This window comes from Pseudomonas sp. S37 (genome assembly GCF_016658545.1).
GTDB lineage: Bacteria > Pseudomonadota > Gammaproteobacteria > Pseudomonadales > Pseudomonadaceae > Aquipseudomonas.
The window spans coordinates 34,286-54,374 of sequence record NZ_JACVZC010000018.1; the positions used below are offsets into that span (position 1 = coordinate 34,286).

Genomic DNA, 20,089 nt, shown 5'->3' on the forward strand with positions numbered 1-20,089 from the left:
CCTGGCCGGGGGCCTTTAAATGATCAAGACGCCGTATTACCTCATCGATAAAACCAAGCTGCTCAGCAACATGGAGAAGATCGCCTACGTGCGTGAACACTCCGGTGCCAAGGCGCTGCTCGCCCTCAAGTGCTTCGCCACCTGGTCGGTGTTCGACCTGATGCAGCAGTACATGGACGGCACCACTTCGTCCTCCCTCTTCGAGCTCAAGCTCGGCCGCCAGAAATTCGCCGGCGAAACCCACGCCTACAGCGTGGCATGGGCCGACGACGAGGTCGAGGAAATGCTCGAGAACTGCGACAAGATCATCTTCAACTCGATCGGCCAGCTGCAGCGCTTTGCCGAACAGTCCGAAGGTAAAGTGCGCGGTCTGCGTGTCAACCCGCAGGTCAGCAGCTCCGATTACCTGTTGGCCGACCCGGCCCGCCCGTTCAGCCGCCTGGGCGAATGGGACCCGGCCAAGATCGAGCAGGTGATCGAGCAGATCTCTGGTTTCATGTTCCACAACAACTGCGAGAACGGCGACTTCGGCCTGTTCGACAAGATGCTCACGCACATCGAAGAGCGCTTCGGCCACCTGCTGCACAAGGTCGAGTGGGTCAGCCTGGGTGGCGGCATCCACTTCACCGGTGAAGACTATGCGGTTGACGCCTTCTGCGCACGCCTCAAGGCGTTCTCGCAAACCTACGGCGTGCAGGTGTACCTGGAGCCGGGCGAAGCCGCCATCACCAACAGCGCCTCGCTGGAAGTGACCGTGCTCGACACCCTGTACAACGGCAAGCACCTGGCCGTGGTTGACAGCTCGATCGAAGCGCACCTTCTCGACCTGCTGATCTACCGCCTCAACGCCAAGATGGCCCCTAACGACGGCGAGCACACCTACATGGTCTGCGGCAAGTCGTGCCTGGCCGGCGACATCTTCGGCGAGTACCAATTCGACCGTCCTCTGGCCATTGGCGATCGCCTGTCGTTCATCGACACGGCCGGTTACACCATGGTCAAGAAAAACTGGTTCAACGGTCTGAAAATGCCGTCCATCGTGGTCAAGCAACTCGACGGCAGCGTCGAAGTGGTCCGCGAGTTCGGTTTTGAAGACTACGTTTCCAGCCTGTCGTAAGACCGGCTTTCAAAGTAAGGAGCGAAAGGTAAATTGAAGAAGAACGTTCTTATCATTGGTGCAGGAGGTGTCGCCAAGGTGGTGGCCCACAAGTGCGCACAGCATAACGACGAACTGGGTCGTATCGCTATCGCGTCACGGAACATCTCCAAATGCCAGGCCATCATCGACAGCGTCAAGGCCAAGGGTAGCCTCAAGGTACCCGCCGACATCCAGGCCTTCTCGCTCAACGCCCTCGATGTCGAGGCGACCAAGGCACTGATCCGCGAGACCGAATCGCAGATCGTGATCAACGTCGGTTCCGCGTTCCTCAACATGTCGGTGCTGCGTGCCTGCATCGATACCGGTGTCGCCTACCTGGACACCGCCATCCACGAAGAGCCGGGCAAGATCTGCGAGACCCCGCCGTGGTACGGCAACTACGAGTGGAAACACCTCGAAGAGTGCCAACAAAAGAACATTACCGCCATTCTCGGCGTCGGTTTCGACCCGGGTGTGGTGAACAGCTACGCAAAACTTGCGCAGCAGCAGTATTTCGACAGCATTGATTCGATCGACATCCTCGACGTCAATGCCGGTTCGCATGGCAAGTACTTTGCCACCAACTTCGACCCGGAAATCAACTTCCGCGAGTTTACCGGGCAAGTATGGAGCTGGCAGAACAGCCAGTGGACCAGCAACACCATGTTCGAAGTCAAGCGTACCGACGACCTGCCTGTGGTAGGTTCGCAAAACCTGTACCTGACTGGCCACGATGAAGTTCACTCGATTTCGAAGAACCTCAACGTGCCGAACGTGCGTTTCTGGATGAGCTTCGGTGAGCACTACATCAATGTGTTCACCGTGCTTAAAAACCTGGGCCTGCTCAGCGAGCAGCCGGTGAAAACCGCCGAAGGCCTGGAAGTGGTACCGCTGAAGGTGGTCAAGGCCGTGCTGCCGGACCCAGCCTCGCTGGCCCCTGGCTACACCGGCAAGACCTGCATCGGTGACCTGGTCAAAGGCACCAAGGATGGCCAACCACGCGAAGTGTTCATCTACAACGTGGCCGACCACGAAGAAGCCTATGCCGAGACCGACAGCCAGGGCATTTCCTACACTGCTGGCGTACCGCCAGTGGCTGCAGCGCTGCTGGTTGCCCGTGGCGAGTGGGATGCCAAGCGCATGGTCAACGTCGAGGAGCTGCCAGCCGAGCCGTTCCTCAAGGCGCTGGACGTGATGGGCCTGCCGACCCGCGTCAAGGATGAAAAAGGTGATCGTCCTTGGGACGCTGAAGCCTAAGCGGTAACACAGAGGGGGCGCCAACAGGGCGCCCCCTCTGCTTTTGCAGGCCTGCCCTATTCGCGGGCGCGCCCGCTCCCACAGAAGTCCATTGTAGGAGCGGGTTTACCCGCGAATAGGCCAGCACAAGCTAGCCACACTTCCACATTCAGCGACAACCTGCCCAAGTAACAATATCTACACACCGATGTGACATTTTTTTTCAGCTTTCTTATCAAGGAGCTGTCAAATGAAGGTCACGGTTTTCGGTACCGGCTATGTCGGCCTCACCCAGGCAGTGTGCCTGGCCCAGGTGGGGCATTCGGTGTTGTGCATGGATGTCGATGCCGAGCGGGTCGCCGCCCTCAGCGCCGGGCATTGCCCGATCTTCGAGCCCGGCATGGCCCCGATGCTGGAGCGCAACCTGGCCTGCGGCCGCCTGCGCTTTACCACCGACGCCGGCCAGGCTGCCAACTACGCCAGGTTGCAGTTCGTCGCCGTCGGCACCCCGCCACAGGCCGATGGCAGCGCCGACCTGAAACACGTGTTTGCCGTGGTCGACAGCATCCTCGAACATGCTGACGGGCCCAAGGTGATCGTCAACAAGTCCACTGTGCCGGTGGGTACGGTACACCGCATCAAGGCGCGTATCGCCCAGGCCGTGGCCGATAGCAGCCGCTTTCAGGTCATCAGCAACCCGGAGTTCCTCAAGGAAGGCTCTGCAGTAGACGATTGCATGCGCCCGGAGCGCATCATCATCGGTGGCGCCGAGCCGGCCGAAGTGGAGTTGCTGCGTGAGCTGTACCTGCCCTTCAGCCGCAACCGCGAAAAGCTCATGGTCATGGATGCACGCAGCGCCGAACTGACCAAATACGCGGCCAACTGCATGCTCGCGACCAAGATTTCCTTCATCAACGAAATCGCCAACCTGGCCGAGCACCTGGGGGCCGATATCGAAATGGTGCGCCGTGGCATCGGCTCGGACTCGCGCATCGGTTACGACTTCATTTACGCCGGCTGCGGTTTTGGTGGGTCGTGCTTCCCCAAGGACCTGCAAGCCCTGCGCCGCAGTGCCGAGGCCGAAGGCTTTGAGGCGCAACTGCTGCGCGCAGTAGAGTCGGTCAACGAGATGCAGAAAGGCCGGCTGTTCAGCAAGATCCAGCGCCACTATCCCGGTGGCCTGCAGGGCAAGGTATTTGCCCTGTGGGGCCTGTCGTTCAAACCCAATACCAATGACATTCGCGAGGCTGCCAGCCGGGTCCTGCTGGAAGCGCTGTGGGCCGCTGGCGCGCGTGTACAGGCCCACGATCCGCAGGCCATGGAAGAAATCCTGCGCCATTACGGCCCGCGCGACGACCTGCAACTGGTGCCCTGCAAGGACGATGCACTGGAGGGCGCCGATGCCCTGGTGATCGTTACCGAATGGCAGGACTACCGCGTGCTCAACCTGGACAAGGTGCCACAACTGCTGGCCGACCGGGTGGTGTTCGACGGCCGCAACCTGTTCGAGCCGGAACACATGGCCGCCGCCGGCCTGACTTACTACGGTATCGGCCGTGGCCAGGTGCAGCCAGCATGCCCGTACTGATCACAGGCGTTGCCGGTTTCATCGGTTTTCACCTCGCGCGCCGGCTGTGCGAGGCCGGCATCGAGGTGGTCGGCATCGACAACCTCAATGCCTACTACAGCGTCGAGCTGAAAATGGCACGCCTGCGAGAACTGCGTGGCTTTGCCCATTTCCGGTTTCACACCCTCGACATCGCCAACCTCGACGACCTGCAACAACTGTTCGCCGGGCAGGCGTTCAGCGAGGTCATCCACCTGGCAGCCCAGGCCGGGGTGCGCTATTCGCTGGACAACGCGGGTGCCTACGGCCAGGCCAACCTGGTTGGTTTTCTCAACATCCTCGAAGCCTGCCGCCAGCAACCGCCGCGCCACCTGATCTATGCCTCCAGCAGCTCGGTGTATGGCGCCAATGCCAAGCTGCCGTTCAGCATCGACGACCCGGTCGAGCAGCCGGTGTCACTGTATGCCGCCAGCAAGCGCGCCAATGAGCTGATGGCGCACAGCTACGCGCACCTGTACCGGCTGCCCACCACCGGTCTGCGCTTCTTCACCGTCTACGGCCCCTGGGGCCGCCCCGACATGGCACTGTTCAAGTTCACCCGCGCCATGCTCGAAGGCCGGCCGATCGAGGTCTACAACAACGGCCTGATGAGCCGCGACTTCACCTACATCGACGACATCATCGAGAGCATCGTGCGCCTGCGCCTGAAGCCGCCCCGGCCAGCCGAGGGGCAAGCGCCCTGCCAGCTGTTCAACATCGGCCGTGGCCAGCCGGTGAGGCTGCTGCATTTTGTCGAGTGCCTGGAAGACGCCTTGGGCATCAAGGCCCAGCGCAACTACCTGCCGCTGCAAGCAGGCGACGTGCTGGAAACCTGGGCCGATGTCGGCTCGCTGGCGCGCTGGATCGACTTCACCCCTGGCACATCGCTGGAGCACGGCGTGACTGCTTTCGTTGGCTGGTACCGGGACTTCTACCGGGTTTGAACCGCGCACACACAACAAGACCACAGGTAACCTAATGACAGACGCACTGGACCTCTCGGTACTGATCCCCGCCAAGAACGAGGTCGACAACCTGCCGTCGCTGTTGATGGAAATACGCGCCGCACTGGCGGCCGAAAACTATGAAGTGGTAGTGGTCGACGACGGCAGCACAGACCGTACCCTGAGCGTACTGCAGCAACTGAAAAGCCAAGGCTACACACAGCTGCGCATTCTCCGCCACGACCGCTCCCTGGGCCAGAGCACCTCGCTGTGGCATGCCGCCCAGGCAGCCCGCGGCCACTGGCTGGCAACCCTGGACGGCGACGGCCAGAACGACCCGGCCGACATCCCCGGCATGCTCGCCCTGGTACGCACCAGCCAAGACCTGGCTGGCGGTATAAAGCTGGTAGCCGGGCACCGCGTCAACCGCCGCGACAGTGCCAGCAAGCGCTGGGCCTCGCGCTTTGCCAACGGCCTGCGCAGCCGCCTGCTCAAGGACGCAACGCCCGACACCGGCTGCGGGCTGAAGCTGATCGAACGCGCGGCCTTCTTGCGCCTGCCCTACTTCGACCATATGCACCGCTACATTCCGGCACTGATCCTGCGCCACAACGGTCGCATGCTGGTGCACCCGGTCAACCACCGGCCACGCCACGCCGGGGTGTCCAAGTACGGCAACCTCGACCGCGCGCTGGTCGCCATCCTTGACCTGATCGGGGTGTGGTGGCTGATCCGTCGTACCCGCCTGAACAGCCAGCCGCAGGAGCTCGAGGGATGACCCGCGAAACCCTGTGGCTGATCATCGGCTTCGCCGGCCAGGCAGTGTTCACCGGGCGCTTCGTGCTGCAGTGGCTGTACAGCGAGCTCAAGCGCCGCAGCGTGATACCGGTGGGTTTCTGGTACCTGAGCATGCTCGGCAGTGCGCTGCTGCTGACCTATGCCATCTACCGCCAGGACCCGGTGTTCATCATCGGCCAGAGCTTCGGCTTCCTCGTCTACCTGCGCAACCTGCAGCTGATTGCCCGTCACCAGGAACAGAAGGAATAGCCCTGTGCCACAGCTCAAGACCCTCGGTGCCGAACGCCTGGCCCTGATCGCGCTGGCCGTGGTGCTGGTCGGCGCAGGCATCGGCTGGCGCCAGCCGATGAACGTCGATGAAGAGCGCTTTCTCGGCGTGGCCCTGGAAATGCTGCAAAGCGGCAACTGGTTCATCCCGCACCGGGCTGCAGAAATCTACGGCGACAAGCCGCCGCTGTTCATGTGGACCGTGGCGCTGTTCAGTTACCTGACCGGCTCACCCAAGGTTGCCCTGTACCTGCCGGGGTTGCTGTCGGCAGCGACCATCACCTGGGTGCTGCATGACCTTGGCCGGCGTTTATGGAACCGGCGCATCGGCGTGATCGCCGCCTTGCTGTTCCTGGCCACCTACCAGAGCTACAGCATTTTGCGTACCGGGCAGATCGACAGTTTCCTGTGCCTGTGGGTGGCGCTGGGCTTCTACGGTATGGTCCGGCACCTGCTGCTGGGGCCGGCCTGGGGTTGGTTCTACCTGGCCTGTGCGGCCATGGGCCTGGGCATCATCAGCAAGGGCGTGGGTTTTGTCCCGGCATTGATGCTGCTGCCCTACGCCTGGGCGGTGCGCCAGCGCTGGCACGGCGTGGTGGCCATGCCCGGCCAGGGTTGGCGCTGGAGCCTGGGGCTGCTGTGCTTGCTGGCCGGTTGCGCGGTGTGGCTGCTGCCGTTGCTGGTGTCGATTGCCCATGGCGGTGGTGCGGCGGAACTGGCCTACCTGAAGGAAATCCTGCTGCGCCAGACGGCCAGCCGCTATGCCAATGCCTGGGACCATCGCGAGCCGTTCTGGTATTTCTTCGTCCAGGTCATCCCCAAGTATTGGCTGCCGCTGATACTGGCCCTGCCCTGGCTGGTGCCGGCCTGGCGCCGGCAGCTGCAGAAACGCGATGGCCGCTTCCTGTTACTGCTTGGCTGGGTGGCACTGGTGCTGCTGTTCTTCAGCCTCAGCAGCGGCAAACGCAAGCTGTACATCTTCCCCGCGTTGCCCGGGCTGGTGCTGGCCATGGCGCCGTTGGTGCCGTGGTTGCTCAAGCGCTGGTGGCAGCGCCGGCCAGGTTGGCGCAAGGCCTTCACCGGCGTGGCCATGGTCTGGTTCGCCCTGTGGTTTGCCCGTGGCTTCGTCGAACCGGCCAAGGAGGGCCGCAACCCGCATGACACATTGATGAGCGACGCCGCGCGGGCTACCGGCGGTGCCGAACTGGTGCTGGTCAACTGGCGGGAGGGGCATTGGCTGTTTGCCCGGCAGCCCATCGTGCATTTCGGTTTCACCGGGCAGTCCAAGGCCGACACGGCGGCTTATTGGTTGCGCCAGCACCCTGCCGCCTTCGCCCTGATACCGGCCACCGAACTGGGCCACTGCTTCAGCGCCGACAAGGCGCGCAGGCTGGGCGAGACCTCACGGGCCGAGTGGTACGTGGTGGGCGCTGATGCCGACAACGGCCAGTGCCAAGGCACTGCCCCCAGTCATGTCTATCACTTCAGCTGGAGCGATGTAGGGGCCGGCCCGTTGTAGGAGCGGGTTTACCCGCGAACACCGGCGAAGCCGGTGCCAGGCAGCGAGTTGCCTGCTTCGCGGGTAAGCCCGCTCCTACAAGGACCGCGTATTGCCTGAAATCAAGGCGCCGGGGGATTGAGCTGCAACACCTCGTTGGTATACGCCCACTCCTTCTGCACCTCGTCGGGGTGATCGTTCAGGCGCATGCCATACGACGGAATGATCTGCTTGAACTTCGCCTGCCACTCTGGCGAAGCCACCTTGTCCTTGAACACCTTGTTCAGCACATCGAGCATGATCGGCGGCGCGGTCGAGGCACCCGGCGAGGCACCCAGCAAGCCGGCGATGCTGCCATCCTTGGACACCACCACCTCGGTACCGAGTTTGAGCACGCCACCCAACGCCTCGTCTTTCTTGATGATCTGCACCCGTTGGCCCGCCTGCCACAGCCGCCAGTCTTCCTTCTTCGCTTCGGGGAAGTAGGTGCGCAGCGCCTCGAAGCGGTCGTTGTCGGACTGCAACACCTGGCCGATCAGGTACTGCACCAGGTCGAACTCGCGCACCCCGACCCGCACCATCGGCCAGGCGTTGTGCACACTGGTACTGGCAAGCAGATCCAGCAGCGAGCCCTGCTTGAGGAACTTGGTCGAGAAGGTGGCGAACGGGCCGAACAGGATCATGCGTTTGCCATCGAGTACCCGGGTATCCAGGTGCGGTACCGACATGGGCGGTGCACCGGTGGCGGCGATGCCATAGGCCTTGGCCATGTGGCGTTGTGCGATGGCCGGGTTGTCGGTGACCAGGAACGAACCACCCACCGGGAAGCCGGCATAATCCTTGGCCTCGTCTATCCCAGACTTCTGCAGCAGGGGTAATGCCGCACCGCCAGCGCCGATGAACAGGAACTTGGCGTCGGTGGACGCCTTGCTGCCGTCCTTCAGGTTCTTGTACTCGACATGCCAGGTGCCGTCACCGTTGCGGGTAATGTCCTGCACCTCGGTTGACAGCTTGAGGTCGAAATTCGGCCGGGTCTGCAGGTACCCCACGTACTGCCGGGTGATCTCGCCAAAGTTGACGTCAGTGCCGATCGGCGTCCACGTCACGGCCAGTTTCTGATTGGGGTCGCGGCCTTCCATCATCAGCGGTACCCACTTGCTGATCTGCGCGTGGTCTTCGGAGTACTGCATGGGCTTGAACAATGGGCTGGCCTGCAGCGCCTCGTAGCGTCTTTTCAGGAAGCGGATGTTGTCATCGCCCCAGACAAAGCTCATGTGCGGGGTGGTGTTGATGAACGAGTGCGGGTTCTTCAGCACGCCCTGTTTGACCTGCCAGGCCAGAAACTGGCGCGTCACCTGGAACGACTCGTTGATCTCCACCGCCTTGCTGATATCGATCTTGCCGTCCTTTTCCGGCGTGTAGTTCAGCTCGGCCAAGGCCGAGTGGCCGGTGCCCGCGTTGTTCCAGCCGTTGGAGCTTTCCTCGGCCACCTTGTCCAGCCGCTCGACCATTTCCATCGACCAGCCCGGCTCCAGCTCGTTGAGCCACACCGCCAGGGTGGAACTCATGATGCCGCCACCCACCAGCAGCACATCGACCTTCCTGGTTTCCGCTGCCTGGGCATTGAGCATGCCGATGGCCAACGCCAGCCCGGCCAACGCCAGTCTGGGCTTGATGGTGATCTTCATAACCTTTCCCGCGCCTCGTTACTGTCCGTAAGTTCAGCCACAAGCTTAGCTGACGAATTTAGTCGGGTATGACGGGCGCACAAACACTTGCATTCAGACAGATCTCAAAATACTGTATGAATATTCAGTATCGCAGGTCAGCCCCATGCAACTCATCGCCAAACTCGGCATCCTCGCCGACGCCGCCAAGTACGATGCGTCCTGCGCCAGCAGCGGCGCGCCCAAGCGCAATTCGCGTGGTGCCGAGGGGCTGGGTGCCACCAATGGCATGGGGATCTGTCACAGCTATACCCCCGACGGCCGCTGCGTATCGCTGCTGAAGGTACTGCTGACCAATTTTTGCCTGTATGACTGCCAGTACTGCGTCAACCGCCGCTCCAGCAACGTGCCGCGCGCACGCTTCAGCCCTGAGGAAGTGGTGCGCCTGACGTTGGACTTCTACCGGCGCAACTGCATCAGCGGCCTGTTCCTCAGCTCTGGCATCATCCGCTCGGCGGACTACACCATGGAGCAGCTTATTCGCGTGGCCCGGCTGTTGCGCGAGGAACACAACTTCCGTGGCTACATCCACCTCAAGACCATCCCCGATGCCGACCCACTGCTGATCGAAGAAGCCGGGCGCCTGGCCGACCGGCTCAGCGTCAACATCGAATTGCCCACCGACGCCAGCCTCAAGCGCCTGGCACCCGAGAAGCAGGCGCACACCATTCGCCAGGCCATGGGCGTGATTCACCAGGGCCAGCAGGCCGTGGCCAACGAGCCCAGGGCGCCGCGGTTTACCCCGGCCGGGCAAAGCACCCAGGTCATCGTCGGGGCCGACAGCACCGACGACAGCACCTTGCTGCGCAATGCCGAATCGCTGTATCAAGGCTTTGGTCTCAAGCGCGTGTACTACTCTGCCTTCAGCCCGATCCCCGACAGCCCCGGCAGCGTGCCGCTGGCCGCGCCACCGCTGCTGCGCGAGCACCGCCTGTACCAGGCCGACTTCCTGCTGCGTGGCTATGGCTACAAAGCCGGCGAGCTGCTGGGCCAGAGCGGCAACCTGGCGCTGGACATCGACCCCAAGCTGGCCTGGGCGCTGGCCAACCGCGACGTCTTCCCGCTGGACGTGAACCGCGCGGAGCCGGCGCTGCTGGCGCGCATCCCCGGCATCGGCCTGCGCAGCGTGCAGCGCCTGGTCGCCCTGCGGCGGGAACGGCGCATCCGCTATGACGACCTGATCCAGCTGCGCTGCGTGCTGGACAAGGCGCGCCCGTTCATCGTCACCAGCGACTACCGCCCGGCCCAGGCCGAATTGCGCAGTGGCTTGCTGCGGGCGCGCTTGCGTGAACCGCAGGCGCCGGTGCAGATGGGGTTGTGGGGGTGATTGCGCTCGATTGCGACGACCTGTTCACCATTTGGCGCGAACAGGCCCGGAGGCTGTTGGGGCATGGCATCGACCCCTCGCAGGTCACCTGGTCACAAGGCCCGATGGCTGACCTGCTGGCTGTGCCGGCAGCGCCGCCGGAAGGGCCTGGCCCCTTTCGGGCCAAGGTGCCGGCAGCCTTGTTGAGCCAGTTGGAGCAGGCCTCTTGCTACCGTGGCGAGCAACGCTGGAACCTGCTGTACGAAGTGCTGTGGCGCGTGGCCCACGGCGACCGCACGGCGATGCTGGCGGGCGACCGCTTGGGCAGTGAGCTGCAGCGGCGCATCAAGCAGGTAACGCGTGAAGCGCATCACTTGCATGCTTTTGTACGCTTCGTCCCGCTGCCTGAACAACTGGTTGAACATTTGCAGCTTGATCTCGTGGCCTATCACGAACCGGCGCATGACATTCTGCAGAGCGCCAGCCCACACTTCGCCGATCGCCTGGGGCGGTTGCGCTGGCTGATCGCCACACCACGGGATGGCATTCGCTTCGACGGCCAGGCTTTCGACTACCAGCGGCAGTGCCCCGAGCCCTGGCGCCAATGGTCGCGCAGCGCCGATGACCCGGGTGCCGAGCTATGGCGCACTTACTATCGCCACACCTTCAACCCTGCCCGCCTCAACCCCGACGCCCTGCGCCTGCACATGCCCGGACGGTTCTGGCGGCATTTGCCGGAAGGCATGCTGATCCCCCAGCTGGAAGGTTTGGCACGCCAAGGCAAACAACGGGATGGCCAAGCCCAGGAAGTGGCCACCCAGACCGGCAAGCAAATCAGCAAGCCTGCGCGGTCTTTGTAACCCATGAAAGGGCCTGAAGGACAATCACCACCAGCCGCTCAGCGTTGCCGCTGCCACCGTATTCGCGGGTAAACCCGCTCCTACGCAGATCTCACCTGTCCTTCAATACCCCCCGCAACAACAAATCCAACGCACCCACTCCACGCTCCAGCCGCCCCTGCCCATCATCCCCCTCGGCAATCCAGCAGGCTGCTTCGGCCAAACTGCCATAGATCAACGATGCCAAAGCCTGTGGGTCGGCTTCGGCAATTACGCCTTGCTTCATGAGTTCGCCAATCAATTGCTGCATCGAGGCAATACAGTGCTGCTGCGCGTCCGGCGCAGCACCGCCCAGTACCGCCTTGGCATCACGCAAGACAATCCGCTGAATCTCTGGCTCCAGTGCCATCTCCAGATACGCCCGACAGCGCTGGCGGAATCCCTCCCAGGCATCCTCGGCCCCATCTGAAATGGCCTGCAGGCGCTGGTCCATCTCGCTATCGATCTGCTCGACCACCGCCACCAACAAACCCTTCTTGTCGCCAAAGTGATGGTAAAGCGCCCCTCGGGTCAGCCCCGCCTGCGCGGTCAGGTCATCCATCGAAGTGTCGGCATAACCCAATGCTGCGAAGCACTGGCGTGCCGTCGCCAGCAATGTCGCGCGGGTTTCTTCCATTTCGGCGCGGGTGCGGCGAACCATGCAGTCTCTCCTTACATACACAATGCAGGTAATATCACCATGCGGGCTTGCTGGTGGCAAGCCGCATGCTCGGTTGCATTTACCCCCCGGCTAGCCCAAGCTCAGCCCTTCCCGCCGCCACGGATCGCCCGATGCCCAGACGCAACCGCTACCTGATCGCCTTGCTGTTGTTGATCCTGGTATCGGCCCTGTTCGGCTACCTGTGGCGCGATACCCCGCCAGGCCAGCCGGCCTTGCCTGCGCACAGCTACGCCAAGGCCTTGCGCCAGGCCCACGACGGCCAGCCTGGTGCTGCACGGGTGCTGTACCAGCAGTTGCAGCGTACCGACTTGCCGGCCATCCGCCGTGCGGCGCTGTACACCGAATTGCCCAACTACCCCTCACCCCAGGCATTGAAACTTGCCCGCCATGACCTGGAGCATGCCGACCCACTGGTGCGCCGCGCCGCGATTGCCGGTATCCGCCGCCTGCTGCCAGCGGCGCAGCGCAGCCTGGTGCTCGGCCCGCTGCTGGATGACGACGAACAAAGCGTGCGCTTTGCCGCGGTGGATGCCCTGCTGGGCCTTGAGCCGGATGATATCGGCCTGTACTTCGGCCCGCTGCAGGCGGCCCTGGAACAATACCAGCAGGCGCTGGAGCAACAGCCCGAGGATGCCGACGCCCAGGTGCACCTCGCGCGGCTGTACTTGCACGAGAGCGACTACGCCCAGGCGGCCACAGCCTTGCAACGCGCACTTGCAGTTGCCCCCGACAGCCTCGACGCCCTGGCCACCCAAGTACGCCTGCTGGAGCGCCAGGGCCAGCACGATGCCTCGCGCCAGGTGCTCGGCAAGGCACTGACACTGAGCCCCGACTCGGCCTTCCTGCAGTACGAGCTGGGGCTATGGCTGAACCGCCACGAACAACGTGAATATGCCTTGCTGGCCTTGTCCCGCGCCGTCGAGCTGGACCCGGAAAACGCCGACTACCGTTACACCCTGGCAGTCACCCTGCATGAGCTGGACCAGCTTGACGCCGCGCAAAGACAGCTGGAAACCGTGCTCAACCGGCAGCCGGCCAATCGCCGGGCCCGGGTGCTGCTGATTCAGTACTGGAAGGAGTCCGGCCAATTGCAGAACGTGCAGGTGCTGCTGGCCGAACTGGAACGTCAAAACCCGGACGACCCCGTGCTGCAACAGGGCCTGTAGGCAGTTGCTGAATTCTGTTGAACCCTGAGGCAGGGCATGGGGTCCAGTGGGTATCAGGCTACCCCACAGGAGAGTTGTTTTGGCCAGTTCGTTGGCGCTGGATGAACGTGCCTTGATCCTGGCACCGCCGTTATTGGCGGCGGATACCTCACGCTTGCTCGCCTCCGCCGGCATCGATTGCCTGTGCGCGGCCGATCTGGCCAGCCTGCAGGCGCGCCTGGCAGAAGGCGCAGGGCTGGCGATCATCGCCGAACAGGTGTTCAGCCAAGGCCCCAGTGCGTTGCTGCAGGCATTTATCGACCAACAACCCAGCTGGTCGGACTTGCCTATCGTACTGGTGACCCAAGGCGCCTGGACGGCCGCCGGCGTCAGTAACCACCCGGTGGGCAACCTGGTCCTGCTAATGGCGCCGTTTGAAAATGCCCAACTTCTGCACATGACCCGGTCTGCCCTGCGCAACCGTCGCAAGCAGTACCTGGCGCGCGACCAGCTACAGGGCCTGCAGCAACGCCTGGACACCCGCCTTGCGTCGCCAGACGAAGCGCCTGACCCTGATGAGCTCAGCCGTTTCCAGGCGCGCAAAATGGAGGCCATCGGTCAACTCGCCGGCGGCGTCGCACATGACTTCAACAACCTGCTCACCAGTATTGGCGGCAGCTTCGAGCTGATTGACCGGCGCCTGCGTCAAGGGCGCAATGACGGTCTGGAGGGTGTGTTGCGCATGGGCCGCGAAGCCGTCACGCGCGCCACCCGCCTGACCCATCGCCTGCTGGCCTTCTCTGCCCGCCAATCGCTGCACAGCCAGCGGATAGACCTGCATGGCTTGCTTCAAAACAAGCGCCTGAAGGCCTGCCTGAACCCGGGCATAACCCTGGACGTGCACATCGCCAAAGGCTTGTGGCCCGTGCAAGCGGATGACCAGCAACTGCAGGAAGCCCTGGACAACGTGCTTGTCAATGCCAGCGAAGCCATGCCCAGCGGTGGGCTGCTGCGCATCGAAGCGCATAACCGGCATATTGGCAGCGGGCTTTTCGCTGAAGGTGCCCTGGACAAGGGCGACTATGTGCACCTGCGTATCATCGACGAAGGCCAGGGTATGGCCGCAAGCACACTGGAACATGCCTTCGAGCCATTCTTCAGCACCAAGGCCACCGGCCAGGGTATCGGCCTGGGCTTGTCGATGGTGTACGGTTTCAGCAGGCAGTCTCACGGCCATGTCACCCTGCACAGCCAGCTCGGCCAAGGTACCCAGGTAGACCTGTACCTGCCGCGCCATGTGGGTGAAAGCGAGCAGGCACGGCGGCCGGCAGCGCCTGCTCAGGAAAACCGGCCCCGTCATGTGCTGGTGGTCGAGGACGACCCACATGTTCGCCAGTTACTGTGCCAGACCTTGCGCGAGGACGGCTTCCCCTGCCACGGCGCTGCCAACGCCAACGAAGGGTTGAACGTGCTGCGCTCAAACCAGCCGGTGGACCTGCTGGTAAGCGACGTTGGCTTGCCCGGCATGAATGGCAGGCAACTGGCCGAAATAGCCCGCAGCTTGCGCCCGAACCTGCCGGTGCTGTTCATCACCGGCTATGCGGAAACGGCCATGGCCCGCGAGGGCTTCCTGGGTGCAGGCATGCACCTGATGTGCAAACCGTTCGAGCTCAAGCAACTGCAGGCACAAGTGGTGCAAATTCTCGGCAAGCCTTGAGGCCTTCTATTCGTCAAGCAAGCACAGCGCTTGGTCAGCAAGGTCAGCCAGCAGGAATGGCTTATTCATCAATGCCGTGCCCGGCTGCTCCAGCAACTGCGCTTCGACAGGCTGGTCGGCATACCCCGTGATGAACAGGATCTTCTGCTGCGCAAGCTGCATGCGCATGGCCTTGGCCACTTGCCGGCCACTGAAACCACCCGGCAGACCGATGTCGGTAATCACCAGGTCGAACGGGCCATCATGGCGAAAACATGCCAGTGCGGTATTGGCATCGCCCGCCTCGGTAACATCGAAACCCCGCTCGGTCAGGTACTCGCGCATTACAGCCCGCAAGTTAAGCTCGTCATCAACCAGCAGCACGCGCTCCCCTTGGGCCATGCGCTGCGAACGGGGTGCGGGCTTGAGTTCTTCCGCGACCGGCTCGTGGCACCGAGGGAAAAGCATGCAAACCCTGGTACCTTGACCTGGGGCCGACTCGATCCAGGTATACCCACCTGACTGGCCGACAAACCCGTACACCATCGACAAGCCAAGCCCGGACCCACGCCCGATGGGCTTGGTGGTGAAGAACGGTTCAAAGGCCTTGGCAATATCCACTGCCGCCATGCCATGGCCGTCGTCCTCGACATGCAACGCCACGTAGTCGCCTGGCGGCAAGCCACCCTCATTCGGAAAACAGGTCGCCAGCCGTTCATTGACGCTGCGAATGGTGATAGTGCCACGCTCCAGGCAGGCCTCACGGGCATTGGTACACAGGTTGATCAGTGCTTTCTCCAGTTGCACGACGTCAAGGCTGACCGCCCACGGCGTAACATCCAGTTGCCAGTGCAAACACATTTCTGCGCCCAATGCCCGCAACAGCAAGGGTTCGCTCAGGCGTAATTGCCGATTGAAGACCAGCGGCTTCGGGGCCAATGGCTGATGGCGGGAGAACGCCAGCAAACGATGGGTCAGTTCCATGGCTCGCTGCACCGAATCACGCGCTACATCAACATACGCCTCTACCCGCTCCAGGCGCCCTTCCTGCAGGCGCCGCTGCAGCAATTCGAGGCTGCCGCCGATGCCGGACAGCAAGTTGTTCATTTCATGCCCCATGCCGCCCGCCAACTGGCCAACCAATTCCATGCGCTCGTTGTTGCGCATCAGCGCATCGGATTGGCGCGCGGCTTCTTCGCGGTCGTCGGTGATATCCCGACCGACCGCAGTCAGCAGGGTACCGTCGAATCGCCCGCCCCAGCGAAACCAGCGGTAATGCCCGTCGTGGTGGCGCAGCCGCGTCTCCACCTGCTCGGCGTTGCTGTACTGCAGCAGCCCGCACACTGCCACCTGTACTTCGGTGCGATCGGCAGGATGCACCAGTTCCAGTACAGGCATGCCCAGCACCTGCGCTTCTTCCCAGCCCAGAATGCGGTACCAGGCAGGGTTGGCAGATTGCAGCCTCAACTCAGGGGTTATCGTCATCATCGCTTCGCGCGAAAGTTGCCACAACTGTTCACGCTCGGCCACGTGGCGCTTGATCTGATGCTCGAAATCCTGCGCCTGCTCGCGCCAATGGCGGTACGCATCAACGCTGGCCGTGGTCTCGATAACGGTATGCAGAAACCCCGCCACATTGCCCGCCTCATCGCGCAGCGGCGCATAACCGAACGCGCACCACAAGGGCTCGGCGCTTTCAGCGCGCACAATCTTCAGCGGTGGGTCCTCGACAAAGTTCGAATGCCCATCCAGCGCCTTGAACACCCAGGGCCCGACTGCCGACCACACATCTGCCCAAAGTGCATCGAACGATTTGCCCAGCGCATCCGGGGTAACTGCCCGCAGTGCCCGGTAACCGTCGTTGTGCACCAGGCAGAGGTCTGCGCCCCACACCACTGCGCACGGGAACGGTGACAGGTGCATCATGTCGACGGCAATGCGCAATGAAGCTGGCCAGCGCGGTAATGGCCCGAGCGAGGTACGCCCCCAGTCGAACCCGGCGATCCGCTCGCCCATCAGGTCGGGCGGTGAAGCAACAAGCGTTTTCAGTTTGACCTGCGGTGTGGGCTCGCGCGGCGTTCCAGGTGCGACCAATATCGTGGCTCCAGCAGTGCTCAGGGTTGACTACAGGGCTGCCGGGCCCGGCAGGCTTACCCGTGGATTTTGTTCAAGTTAGCACAGCATGCAGCACGCACCATGGCGGACTTGCAGCTGAGAGCTATGCTGATTAGGTTTTCCTTCGGGCCAGGGAGCACCGGCCCATTCAGGTTGCCGACGGGAGCGTGGTCATGAGCAAGAAAATGCTGGTAGTGCTGACCAATACAGCCAAGTACCCGACCCTCAAGCGGGCCACCGGCCTGTGGCTTGGAGAAGCCGTGCATTTTGTCGAGAAGGTCGAACAGGCGGGCTACACAGTGGATTATGTCAGCCCATCAGGAGGTTACGTGCCGATCGACCCGCACAGCCTGCAGATGGCACCCGACCTGGATTGGCAATGGTATGACAACAAGCAGTTCATGACGCGCCTGGGCAATACGCTGAGCCCTGGCCAGGTAAAACCAGAACAGTACGAGGTCATCTACTACACCGGTGGGCACGGGGTGATGTATGACTTTCCCGACAATCAGCAACTTCAGGAGCTGGCCCGCAAGGTCTACGAAAACCAAGGTATTGTCGCTGCGGTATGCCATGGCGTGGTCGGCCTGCTGAACATCAAGCTCAGCGACAACAGCCTGCTGTTGAAGGACCGCCTGGTAACGGGTTTTTCCAATACCGAGGAAAAGCTGGCTGAACTGGACAACGTGGTGCCATTCCTCACTGAAAACGAACTTGGCGCCCGTGGCGGTAAATACAGCAAGCATGACGATCCCTGGCAGCCCTACGTAGTTGAAGATGATCGGCTGATGACCGGGCAGAACCCTGCCTCCACGGCATTGCTGGCCGAAAAAGTGCTGGAGAAGCTCAAAGGCCATTAATAACCTACACCCGGTTTCTCTATTTCCTATCGCGCTGACCGCACGCGGACTACAGCAGCTCTGCCAATGAATACATAGGCTCAGGGTTCAGCTGTTCACTACGAACAGTCTTGGAGCGGAGAACGATGGCCTATGTCGAACATCATGCACGCCAGGCGCAGCATGCTGGATACGCTGATGCTCATTGCGGTGGGCCTGGTGCCCGTGGTTTCCGGGTTGCTGGTAATGGTTTATCAGCTGGAAGCGAAACTCGCGGAGAACGCGAGCATTTCGGTTCAGGAAGCAGTTTTCAGTGTTGACCAGGCACTGGACAGGATGCACGAGACAGCAACTCGTGCAATGCTTTATGCAGGCAAACCCTGCAATACTGCCCGCAGCGCATTGATCGATCAGGTTGCCAACCGCTCCATGGTCAGGTCGCTGACCCTGCTGAAAGGTAATCAGGCTTACTGCAGCACCACATCAGAATCGCTTACCCACTTTTCATCATTTGCCCAGTCCGGGCGGCAGGTAGAAATTTCATATGGAGCACCGGACACACGTCAGAAGTTGTTGGTCAACTTCCACTTGTTTGACAAGGACAAAGGCGTAATCGTAACCGCCTACGCCATGCAGCTTCGCAACGAACTGGACGGTTTTCAAGACGGCTTCATACTCCTGGTGGAGTTTGACGACCGCTATATCACGAGCACAGGTGACAGCCGAGATGCACAGCGCCCCTCGAAAGTCGAATTTTCTGCAAGTGCGCAGTCAGCAAAATATGGGTATCGAGTCAAAGGCGGTTATCCGCAAGGCTTTACCGCGCAGGAAATCCAGCAATCAATGCTGACGATCCTGCCCTCGCTGATTCTGGTCGGGATCATGACTGGCGCGATTGTCTATCTGGGGCTGCGCAGGCAGCGTGGCAGCAGACGCGACAGCGCCGCCAGCCATGCATGATGGCGACGGCGCCAAAGGCCTATCAGTCGGTGCTCAGCACACCACGACGGACCTGGTCACGCTCGATGGACTCGAACAGTGCCTTGAAGTTGCCCTCACCAAAACCATCGTCACCCTTGCGCTGGATGAACTCGAAGAACACCGGGCCCAGCAGGGTCTCCGAGAAAATCTGCAGCAACAGGCGCTTGTCTCCAGGCTGCGAGGCGCCATCAAGGAGAATGCCGCGCGCCTGCAGTTGGTCAACCGGCTCGCCGTGGCCAGGCAGGCGTTCTTCAAGCATTTCGTAGTAGGTTTGCGGCGGTGCGGTCATGAAGCGCATACCGATACCCTTCAACGCATCCCAGGTCTTGAGCAGGTCGTCGGTCAGGAACGCTACGTGCTGAATGCCTTCACCGTTGAACTGCATCAGGAACTCTTCGATCTGCCCGGCACCTTTGGACGACTCTTCGTTGAGCGGGATGCGGATCATGCCATCCGGCGCGGTCATCGCCTTGGAGGTCAGGCCGGTGTACTCACCCTTGATGTCGAAGTAGCGAATTTCACGGAAGTTGAACAACTTCTCGTAGAAACCGGCCCAGTAGGCCATACGCCCGCGGTATACGTTGTGGGTGAGGTGGTCGATGATCTTCAGGCCCGCACCCACCGGGTTGCGGTCCACACCCTCGATGAAGTTGAAGTCGATGTCGTAGATCGAGCTGCCTTCCTCGAAACGGTCGATCAGGTACAGCGGTGCACCGCCAATACCCTTGATCGCTGGCAGGCGCAGCTCCATCGGGCCGGTTTCGATCTCTACCGGCTGGGCACCCAGTTCCAGCGCACGGGCATACGCCTCATGGGCATTGCGCACGCGGAACGCCATGCCGCATACCGACGGGCCGTGTTCGGCGGCAAAGTACGAAGCGATGCTCTTGGGTTCGTTGTTCAGGATCAGGTTGATGCCGCCCTGGCGATACAGGTGCACATCCTTGGAGCGGTGGGTAGCCACTTTGGTGAAGCCCAGTATCTGGAATACCGGTTCCAGCACGCCTGGGGTTGGCGAAGCCAGTTCGATGAACTCGAAGCCCATCAGGCCCATTGGATTGTCGAAGATATCAGCCATGTTCGTGTCCTCATCTGCAGCGAAAATTATTGATTGCGTGGGATGTCGAACAAAAACGGCGGGGAGCACGGGATGCCTCGCACGCTGCGGGCGAGGAAGCCACCCATGATCAGCTTGAACCCATGATATGTCATATGGACCCATTCTCGGCGGGT

Annotated in this window: 17 protein-coding genes; 13 read left to right on the forward strand and 4 right to left on the reverse strand. The window is 61.9% G+C overall.

Translation table 11 applies throughout. From position 1 onward, the window contains the following. The first annotated feature begins 19 nt into the window (after positions 1 to 19). From IAE39_RS09105 to IAE39_RS09135, 7 genes are all read left to right on the forward strand, one after another. Entirely contained in the window at positions 20 to 1,117 is a 1,098-nt protein-coding gene (locus IAE39_RS09105; protein ID WP_060493713.1) for a carboxynorspermidine decarboxylase, read from the forward strand. Positions 1,118 to 1,150: 33 nt separating this feature from the next. Further along, complete coding sequence (locus IAE39_RS09110; RefSeq protein WP_016394970.1) at positions 1,151 to 2,395, forward strand: saccharopine dehydrogenase family protein; 1,245 nt, start codon at positions 1,151 to 1,153, stop codon at positions 2,393 to 2,395. Between the two features lie 229 nt (positions 2,396 to 2,624). Beyond that, complete coding sequence (locus IAE39_RS09115) at positions 2,625 to 3,962, forward strand: UDP-glucose dehydrogenase family protein (RefSeq protein WP_201201458.1); 1,338 nt, start codon at positions 2,625 to 2,627, stop codon at positions 3,960 to 3,962. After that, complete coding sequence (locus tag IAE39_RS09120; RefSeq protein ID WP_201201460.1) at positions 3,950 to 4,924, forward strand: NAD-dependent epimerase/dehydratase family protein; 975 nt, start codon at positions 3,950 to 3,952, stop codon at positions 4,922 to 4,924. The genes IAE39_RS09115 and IAE39_RS09120 overlap by 13 nt, the downstream gene beginning before the upstream one ends. 34 nt (positions 4,925 to 4,958) lie before the next feature. Beyond that, complete coding sequence (locus IAE39_RS09125; RefSeq protein WP_201201462.1) at positions 4,959 to 5,702, forward strand: glycosyltransferase family 2 protein; 744 nt, start codon at positions 4,959 to 4,961, stop codon at positions 5,700 to 5,702. Beyond that, complete coding sequence (locus IAE39_RS09130; RefSeq protein ID WP_201201464.1) at positions 5,699 to 5,971, forward strand: lipid-A-disaccharide synthase N-terminal domain-containing protein; 273 nt, start codon at positions 5,699 to 5,701, stop codon at positions 5,969 to 5,971. The genes IAE39_RS09125 and IAE39_RS09130 overlap by 4 nt, the downstream gene beginning before the upstream one ends. 4 nt (positions 5,972 to 5,975) lie before the next feature. Beyond that, entirely contained in the window at positions 5,976 to 7,508 is a 1,533-nt protein-coding gene (locus IAE39_RS09135; protein ID WP_201201466.1) for an ArnT family glycosyltransferase, read from the forward strand. A gap of 101 nt (positions 7,509 to 7,609) precedes the next feature. Here IAE39_RS09135 and mqo read toward each other — a convergent pair whose 3' ends face one another. Continuing rightward, a complete protein-coding gene (gene mqo, locus IAE39_RS09140) occupies positions 7,610 to 9,175 on the reverse strand; it encodes a malate dehydrogenase (quinone) (RefSeq protein WP_201201467.1) in 1,566 nt (521 codons plus the stop codon). Positions 9,176 to 9,320: 145 nt separating this feature from the next. Here mqo and IAE39_RS09145 point away from each other — a divergent pair, with 145 nt between their 5' ends. After that, the gene (locus IAE39_RS09145) at positions 9,321 to 10,541 is read left to right on the forward strand and encodes a putative DNA modification/repair radical SAM protein (protein WP_201201468.1); all 1,221 of its coding nucleotides are present in this window, start codon (positions 9,321 to 9,323) and stop codon (positions 10,539 to 10,541) included. Continuing rightward, positions 10,532 to 11,380: a TIGR03915 family putative DNA repair protein gene (locus IAE39_RS09150; protein ID WP_201201469.1), complete on the forward strand. Its 849-nt coding sequence runs from the start codon at positions 10,532 to 10,534 to the stop codon at positions 11,378 to 11,380. The genes IAE39_RS09145 and IAE39_RS09150 overlap by 10 nt, the downstream gene beginning before the upstream one ends. A 91-nt stretch (positions 11,381 to 11,471) precedes the next feature. On the opposite strand, the gene IAE39_RS09155 is transcribed toward IAE39_RS09150, so the two are convergent. Then, positions 11,472 to 12,059, reverse strand: a complete 588-nt coding sequence (locus IAE39_RS09155) for a TetR/AcrR family transcriptional regulator (protein WP_201201470.1) — start codon at positions 12,057 to 12,059, stop codon at positions 11,472 to 11,474. A gap of 131 nt (positions 12,060 to 12,190) precedes the next feature. Here IAE39_RS09155 and IAE39_RS09160 point away from each other — a divergent pair, with 131 nt between their 5' ends. After that, complete coding sequence (locus IAE39_RS09160; protein WP_201201471.1) at positions 12,191 to 13,246, forward strand: tetratricopeptide repeat protein; 1,056 nt, start codon at positions 12,191 to 12,193, stop codon at positions 13,244 to 13,246. Between the two features lie 79 nt (positions 13,247 to 13,325). Beyond that, positions 13,326 to 14,942 (forward strand): response regulator, encoded by a 1,617-nt coding sequence (locus tag IAE39_RS09165; RefSeq protein ID WP_201201473.1) that lies wholly within the window; start codon positions 13,326 to 13,328, stop codon positions 14,940 to 14,942. 6 nt (positions 14,943 to 14,948) lie between these two features. Here IAE39_RS09165 and IAE39_RS09170 read toward each other — a convergent pair whose 3' ends face one another. After that, on the reverse strand, positions 14,949 to 17,015 hold the full coding sequence (locus IAE39_RS09170) for an ATP-binding protein (protein WP_201201475.1): 2,067 nt from the start codon (positions 17,013 to 17,015) through the stop codon (positions 14,949 to 14,951). A gap of 194 nt (positions 17,016 to 17,209) precedes the next feature. Between IAE39_RS09170 and IAE39_RS09175 the strand changes: the two genes are divergently transcribed. Both IAE39_RS09175 and IAE39_RS09180 read left to right on the forward strand, forming a co-directional pair. Continuing rightward, entirely contained in the window at positions 17,210 to 17,896 is a 687-nt protein-coding gene (locus IAE39_RS09175; protein WP_201201477.1) for a type 1 glutamine amidotransferase domain-containing protein, read from the forward strand. A gap of 132 nt (positions 17,897 to 18,028) precedes the next feature. Beyond that, on the forward strand, positions 18,029 to 18,835 hold the full coding sequence (locus tag IAE39_RS09180) for a CSS-motif domain-containing protein (protein WP_201201479.1): 807 nt from the start codon (positions 18,029 to 18,031) through the stop codon (positions 18,833 to 18,835). 22 nt (positions 18,836 to 18,857) lie between these two features. Here IAE39_RS09180 and hppD read toward each other — a convergent pair whose 3' ends face one another. After that, positions 18,858 to 19,934 (reverse strand): 4-hydroxyphenylpyruvate dioxygenase, encoded by a 1,077-nt coding sequence (gene hppD / locus IAE39_RS09185; protein ID WP_201201481.1) that lies wholly within the window; start codon positions 19,932 to 19,934, stop codon positions 18,858 to 18,860. Positions 19,935 to 20,089 lie beyond the last annotated feature (155 nt).